This is a genomic window from Intrasporangium sp., from assembly GCF_035280925.1.
Taxonomy (GTDB): domain Bacteria; phylum Actinomycetota; class Actinomycetes; order Actinomycetales; family Dermatophilaceae; genus Intrasporangium.
This window is the reverse complement of sequence record NZ_DATEEY010000003.1, coordinates 1-6,229: the sequence shown is the minus strand read 5'-3', so window position 1 is coordinate 6,229 and position 6,229 is coordinate 1. Positions and strand designations below refer to the sequence as shown.

Below are 6,229 nucleotides of genomic sequence, written 5' to 3'. Positions count from 1 at the left end.
CGCCGTGACGTTGCCCGGGCCGCTGCGCGAGATGGACCCGACGGAGTTCGCGCAGCTGTTGTCCCGGGCCGAGATAGCCCTTGGGGTGGCGCTGCTGACGCCGTTCGTGCCGTCACGTCTGGCCGGTGCGGCACTGACCGCGTTCGGCGGTGGCCTGCTCAGCCTCTACATGCAGACTCCGGGAATGCGACAGGAGGGCAGCATCCGTCCGACCCAGGCGGGCACGGCCCTCGCGAAGGACGTCTGGCTCGTCGGGGCCGGGCTCAGCCTGCTGCTCGACTGATCAGGCAAGCCGACGGGTTGCGCCTGTCTCGGTCTCGCCTGGGGCTCGATGAGTCAGTCCTCGAAGGTGTAGCGCAGCGAGAGCCAGTTCTCCCTGCTGACGAGGGCGGCTGCCTCGGCGTGCTCGATGATGAGACGGCACGGGACCCCGTGCCAACAGCAGCGAGGGAGCCACCCATGGCCATCACCGACTTCGAGCGCTATCCGCTGACCTTCGGGCCGAGCCCGGTCCACCGCCTCGATCGCCTCAGCCGGCACCTCGGCGGCGCCCAGGTGTGGGCCAAGCGCGAGGACGTCAACTCGGGCCTCGCCTTCGGCGGGAACAAGACCCGCAAGCTCGAGTACATCGTGCCCGACGCGCTCGCCGAAGGCGCCGACACGCTCGTGTCGATCGGTGGCTACCAGAGCAACCACACCCGCCAGGTTGCGGCGGTCGCGGCCAAGCTCGGCCTCAAGTGCCGCCTGGTCCAGGAGAAGTGGGTCGACTGGGACGACCCGGTCAACGACAAGGTCGGCAACATCCTGTTGTCGCGGATCATGGGTGCCGACGTCCGGCTCGACCCGCACGGCTTCGACATCGGCATTCGCCGGTCGTGGGAGGACGCCATCGCCGAGGTAGAGGCGTCGGGCGGCAGGCCGTATGCCATCCCCGCCGGCGCGTCCGAGCACAAGCTCGGTGGCCTCGGCTTCGCGAACTGGGCCCACGAGGTGGTCGAGCAGGAGAAGGATCTCGGCGTCTTCTTCGACACCATCGTCGTCTGCACGGTGACCGGCTCCACCCATGCCGGGATGATCGCCGGGTTCGCGGCCCTCGAGGACGCCGGTGGGCGCCCGCGTCGCGTCATCGGCATCGACGCCTCCGCCACGCTGGAGAAGACCCGCGAGCAGGTCGGCCGGATCGCCCGCAGCACGGCCAAGCTCATCGGCGTCGAGCGCGACCTGCGCGACGACGAGGTGACCGTCCTCGAGGGCTGGGCTGGCGACCACTACGGCATCCCCGTCGAGTCGACGATCCAGGCCATCAAGCTGTCCGGCCGTCTCGAGGGAATGATCATCGACCCCGTCTACGAGGGGAAGTCGATGGCCGGGCTCATCGACCTGATCACCTCGGGCGAGATCGAGCGGGACTCGACCGTCCTCTACGCGCACCTCGGTGGACAGCCCGCGCTGAACGCCTACAGCGGGATCTTCGGCTGACGGCTCTGACCGTCGTGCTGACAGCAGGGGGCCCACGCGGAACGCGCGTCAGGCTGGGACGGAGCCCAGCGGCATACGGCAAAACTCTTGTCCGTATGCCGCTGGGCTTGCTTCGCGTCACGCGTTCAGTTCGCCTGCCCCGCGAGGGTCTCGCGGGTCACCTCGGTGGGCGTCGCGGTGACGTAGAACTTGAAACGGGTACGGCCCGCCGGCCCGCGCCCCAAGGGGATGGGGTGGTCGGTGAACCACTCGCGGTAGGCCCGATAGGCCGCCTCGTCGGCGAAGTGCATCTCGGCGATGCGGTAGAACGACTGCCCCTGCGGGATGTCCGCAGTGCCTCCGGAGGCTGACGTCACGTCGCCCTCCACCTTGTTGAAGATGATCCGGTCGAGGTGTGGGTTGGCCAGCAGGTCGGGCGCGTGCACCTCGAAGAGCCAGCGCTCGTACTCCTCCTCCGTCACACCCTCCTCGATGTCGTAGCCGAGAATCGTCTTGAACATCACTGCCCTCCTTGTGCGTGTGGTCCTGGCCTGAAGAGGAAGGACTGCGCCTCCTCGCCGAAGCCCTCGAGGCGCACGAGGACGGGTCGGATGAGGACGCCGACGAGCTGCGTGGCGACCTCGTCCGGCGATCGCAGGGGCGCCCGGTCGTGGCCTGCAGCGCGCTGGGCGGTGACGGCGGCGCGGTAGATGCCCTCCGTCCACTCCGGCTCCATGAACTGTGCGTCACCGCGCACGGCGACGAGCCGTGGCGGCAGGAGGTCCAGGTCGAAGACATGGGGCCGCTCGTTGGTCGCGCCGGGCCTCGGGGTCCCGGTCCAGACCACCTCGGTGCGTGGGCTTCGGCGCCACTGGTCGAGGCGGCGGTGCAGCCGGCGCTGCACGGTCGCGACCGACCAGTCCTCCTCGAGGAACGCCGCCATGGTCCGGGTCACCGGGTACCCGCGTGCGTCGATGGTGGTCAGCTGGGCGAACCCGGCCTCGTCGAGCACGAAGCGTCGGGCGCCCTCCTGGGCCGCGGTCAGGGAGATCTCGGGCATGGGGCTCCTCCCACTCTCGGGGGTCATGCGTCGGCTTGCGCTGTGGCGGCCGCGGCCTGCCTGAAGTGGTGGCCGAGCTGGCGCGGGGTGTGCCGGTCGGGCCACTCGTCCAGGACTTCGAGGAGCTGATCGGCGCTCGGGCCGAAGGCACGGTGGATGAGCCGAGTCGCCTTGGCACGAAAGGCCCCTCGTGAGGCGTCGCCGTCTGCGTCTCCTCGTGGTCGGGTGCTCCTCGCGGTCAGGACCCGACCGTCCGTGAGCAGGATCTCGACGATGGTTGGCCGACCGGCCGGGTATTCCGCGTCCAGCTCGGGTGCGTGCTCGACGTCGACCCTGCCGGCCAGCCGGCGCACCGGCTCGCTGGCGACCTCCTTGTCCGTGAGGACGTCATCGTCGAGGCGGCCGTGCAGCAGCGACAGGGCTACGGCCGTGGGGATGCTGAAGCGGGCCTCGAGCTCGTTCCGGGCTGGCGTGTCGAAGGCGCTGGCCGCGGCGTAGGTCCGGACGTGGACGGCTCGTACCTGGTCGGCGAGATCCGCGTCGGGCTCGGCCGCCCTGATGTCGTCGAGGGCGTCGAGGACGCCGTGGAGGTGCGCGCAGGCCGGGTGCAGCTTGAGGTAGCCGCGGAGGATCTCGTAGTCGTGCGAGCCCTCGAGGCCGCCGGGCGGGAGGCCGGCCCAGTGCGCGGCAGCGTGAGGAGCGAGGAAGCGTTCGAGGGCGCCGGGAGCGGCCGCGAGGCCTGCGGCAGCTGCCTGTCCCAACCACATCCCGTGGCTGATCGAAGCGCCGAGGTAGGCGTGGCCACCCGGGTACCCGCTGAAGATGGTGTGCGCGTCACTCAGCAGCAGGCTCGACGCCGCCAGCTCGATGGCGCGTGCGATCGCGGCGGCGTCGGCGTGGGTGAGCAGGTGGGTCGTCGCCACAGCAGTCGCCACCGCGCCCCAGGTGCCGATGTCGTGGACGCCCTGGGGGGTTCCGCCCATGGCGATGCCGATCCTGGCGCCGACCTCGTAACCCGCGATGACGGCGGAGAGCAGCGACTCGGTTGAGCAGTCGTCGGCCTCGGCCAGGGCGAAGGCAGCGAGTACCACGTGAGAGGCCGGATGGCCCCGTGCCGTCCGGTGGCCGTCCTGGAGCTGGTCGGCGGCGGCTGCCGCGCCGTTGAGGGAGCCGGCCAGGGTTGCTGGAAGGGCATCCTGCGTGCCGAGGACCGTTGAGCGGCCTGGCACCTCATGCCCGCACACCCGCCGCAGCGCGACGAGCTCGTCCCGGCGACTTCCCCACGCCGTCACGGCGAACGTGTCGACGACGAGATCACGCACGCGTTCGCGCACGAGGGCGGGCACAGCGGCATACGACACTCTGGCCGCAGCGGCCGCGAGCCGGTCGAGACGATCCTGGGCCACGCCCGTCTGTGTGTCGAGACGGCCATCGTCAGGCATCACGTGACCAGACTCATCAGCTCGGTTGTCGAGGCGGCGTTGGGCAGGTCGAAGGTCGCCTCGGCGACTCGCGCTGCCGCGTCATCCGTCAGGCGATGGCTGGCGTTGGTCCGGAACTTCAGCGCGAGCTCGTCGGCGGACAGCGGGTTGCCCGGGCCGCCGCGGTTGACGTCGACCCGGACCTCGCGCGTGCTGCCGTCCCTCAGCGTGGCCCGAACCACTGCTGGGAACTGGTTGGGGAAGATCTCGTCACAGCGGGCGTCCGGGACGCACCGGACCTTGGCGGCCAGGGCGAGCCGGCTCTCGTCACGGGCGGACTCGTCGGTGAAGTCGTCGTGCCCGACGCCGAGGCCCCCACCGCCGATGAGGGCGGCAGCGAGCGTGTAGGGACCGCTGAAGGCCGCGTGGTAGCCCGACTCAGGTCGGGCCTTGGCCTCCGGTGGCTCGGCGATGGTGCGCAGCACGGCTGTCGGGGCGCCGAGCTCGAGGTCGACGATGTCGTCCGGGGTGATGCCTTGCGCGCGCAGCTGGAGGGCGGCGTCGATGCCGGCGTGGGTGAAGTGGTTGCAGGGATAGGGCTTGAAGAAGATGCCGGGCAGCTCCCAGTGCTCGCCCAGCCGGTCGACGACGGCATCGACGTCGGCTTGGTCCCCGCAGAAGGCGTGGAGGAAGCCGAACCGGCCCTCGATGACGGTCGGCGGTCCGGTGAGCCCGTGCTTGGCGAGCTGCGCCGCCACCACGCCGGAGTGGGCGGCCCAGCCGCAGTGCATCCGCTTGACCGTGCCTCCGGTTCGGTTCGCCTCGAGCAGTCCCGCGCCCATGCTGGCGGCAATGCCGATGGTGTCGGTGATGCCCTTCTGCTCCAAGCCCAGGAGCATGGCTGCGCTGACCGCCGCGCCGATCGCACCGCAGATGGACGTGGCGTGCTGGCCCCGCTCGAAGAAGACCGAGTTGCCGAGCTCCCGGTCGTAGCCACCCATGCCGAGTCGCACCGCCACCTCGATGCCGACTCCAGCGGCGTCGAGCAGCTGCCCACCGCTGGCACCCGTCGCCTCAGCGACCGCGAGCGCAGCCGGCACCACGGAGGACGATGGGTGCAGGACCGAAGGCAGGTGGGTGTCGTCGAAGTCCAGGGAGTGCGCGAGGGTGCCGTTGACGAGGGCGGCGGCGGGTGCGGGCAGGCGCGTGCCGGCACCGATCGCGGTGGCTTGACCGTCGCCGCCCCACGCAGTGGCGACCGTGGTGACCGCTCTCGCAGCTGGCTGGTCTGCGGCGGCGATCGAGTTGCCGAGGACGTCCAGGACGCGCCTCGAGACGTCCGCGCGCAGCTCGTCGGACAGGCCGTCGCGCCGCACGTCGGCAGCGAGGGAGGCGAGGCGCTGGGCGACGGTCTGTTGGGGGACGGTCTGCTGGGGGACGGTCTGCTGCGTCACGGTGCCACGACCGCGACTGGACGGATGGGGGAGCCGGTGCCGCCTGCGATGCGGAGCGGTGCCATGACGAAGACGAACTCGGTCAGGCCCTGTCGGGACGCCTCCTCGAGGTTCAGGTGCTCGATGATGTGGATGCCCGCGTCGACGAGCAGGACGCGGTGGACGGGAAGGATGGAGTGCCCCGCGCCAGGACGAATCTGCTCGTATGCCGTTGTGTCGGCTCCCGTCGTCCGGATCCCTTTTGCTGCCAGCCACTCCGCGGCCTCCACCGTGGGGCCGGGGACCCCGTCTGCCTGTCCGAGGTAGGTGGCTGGGTCATCGAAGTGCCGGGCCCAGCCGGTCCGGACGAGGACGACGTCGCCCGGCTGGACCTGGACGTCCGCTCGCGCCGCGCTCGCCTCGAGGTCGTCCGCCGTCACGCCGTACCCGGGGGGAAGGGTGTCAACGTCCTTGGTGGCGGCCACGTCGAGCAGGATTCCTCGCGTGATCAGGAACGGGGTGTGCTCGGCTCCCAACGCCGAGAAGCTGCCTCCGCGCTGGGCCTCCGCGGCGTCGACCCCGCCGTGGAGCAGGCCGTCGTGGCTCACGTGTGAGAGGGCGTCGACGTGGGTGCCCACGTGCCCGCCGGTGACGATGATCTCGTTCGACGCCGAACCCCCGTCGGGCCGGAGCATGTCGCCGTGGCGACGGATCAAGGTCATCCGGAAGCCCGGATGGTTGGGGGAGCACGGCATGCCCGTGAAGTGCGGATGACCCAGCTCGACCGTGCGGGTGTCGCGGACCGCGTCGATCAGTGCTCGCGTTGTGGCCCTCTGGGGGTGCGCCTCGGTGGTCAT

Annotated in this window: 7 protein-coding genes; 2 read left to right on the top strand and 5 right to left on the bottom strand. The window is 70.8% G+C overall.

Translation table 11 applies throughout. The features are described 5' to 3' along the window. Both VJN29_RS00255 and VJN29_RS00250 read left to right on the top strand, forming a co-directional pair. Nucleotides 1-283, top strand: a 283-nt coding sequence (locus VJN29_RS00255) for a hypothetical protein (RefSeq protein WP_324141290.1), incomplete at its 5' end; no start/stop codon positions are given. Between the two features lie 176 nt (nucleotides 284-459). Then, on the top strand, nucleotides 460-1,479 hold the full coding sequence (locus VJN29_RS00250; RefSeq protein WP_324141288.1) for a 1-aminocyclopropane-1-carboxylate deaminase: 1,020 nt from the start codon (nucleotides 460-462) through the stop codon (nucleotides 1,477-1,479). A 125-nt stretch (nucleotides 1,480-1,604) separates the two neighbouring features. Here the strand turns inward: VJN29_RS00250 and VJN29_RS00245 are convergent, their stop codons facing one another. The 5 genes from VJN29_RS00245 to VJN29_RS00225 all read right to left on the bottom strand — a co-directional run. Beyond that, a complete protein-coding gene (locus tag VJN29_RS00245; protein WP_324141286.1) occupies nucleotides 1,605-1,979 on the bottom strand; it encodes a hypothetical protein in 375 nt (124 codons plus the stop codon). Continuing rightward, nucleotides 1,979-2,518, bottom strand: coding sequence for a hypothetical protein (locus tag VJN29_RS00240; protein WP_324141284.1), 540 nt, complete (start codon nucleotides 2,516-2,518; stop codon nucleotides 1,979-1,981). Before VJN29_RS00240 ends, VJN29_RS00245 begins: the two co-directional genes overlap by 1 nt. A gap of 23 nt (nucleotides 2,519-2,541) precedes the next feature. Next, nucleotides 2,542-3,960, bottom strand: a complete 1,419-nt coding sequence (locus VJN29_RS00235) for an MmgE/PrpD family protein (protein WP_324141282.1) — start codon at nucleotides 3,958-3,960, stop codon at nucleotides 2,542-2,544. Continuing rightward, nucleotides 3,960-5,393 carry an MmgE/PrpD family protein gene (locus VJN29_RS00230; RefSeq protein ID WP_324141280.1) on the bottom strand — a complete coding sequence of 478 codons (1,434 nt, stop codon included), beginning with the start codon at nucleotides 5,391-5,393 and terminating at the stop codon, nucleotides 3,960-3,962. Before VJN29_RS00230 ends, VJN29_RS00235 begins: the two co-directional genes overlap by 1 nt. Further along, nucleotides 5,390-6,229, bottom strand: an 840-nt coding sequence (locus tag VJN29_RS00225) for a cyclase family protein (RefSeq protein ID WP_324141278.1), incomplete at its 5' end; no start/stop codon positions are given. The genes VJN29_RS00225 and VJN29_RS00230, both read right to left, overlap by 4 nt.

Bases quoted from the DNA above. Each gene is read 5' to 3' on its own strand.
- VJN29_RS00250 (WP_324141288.1), top strand. From the start codon at position 460: ATGGCCATCACCGACTTCGAGCGCTATCCGCTGACCTTCGGGCCGAGC.
- VJN29_RS00245 (WP_324141286.1), bottom strand. From the start codon at position 1,979: ATGTTCAAGACGATTCTCGGCTACGACATCGAGGAGGGTGTGACGGAG.
- VJN29_RS00240 (WP_324141284.1), bottom strand. From the start codon at position 2,518: ATGCCCGAGATCTCCCTGACCGCGGCCCAGGAGGGCGCCCGACGCTTC.
- VJN29_RS00235 (WP_324141282.1), bottom strand. From the start codon at position 3,960: ATGCCTGACGATGGCCGTCTCGACACACAGACGGGCGTGGCCCAGGAT.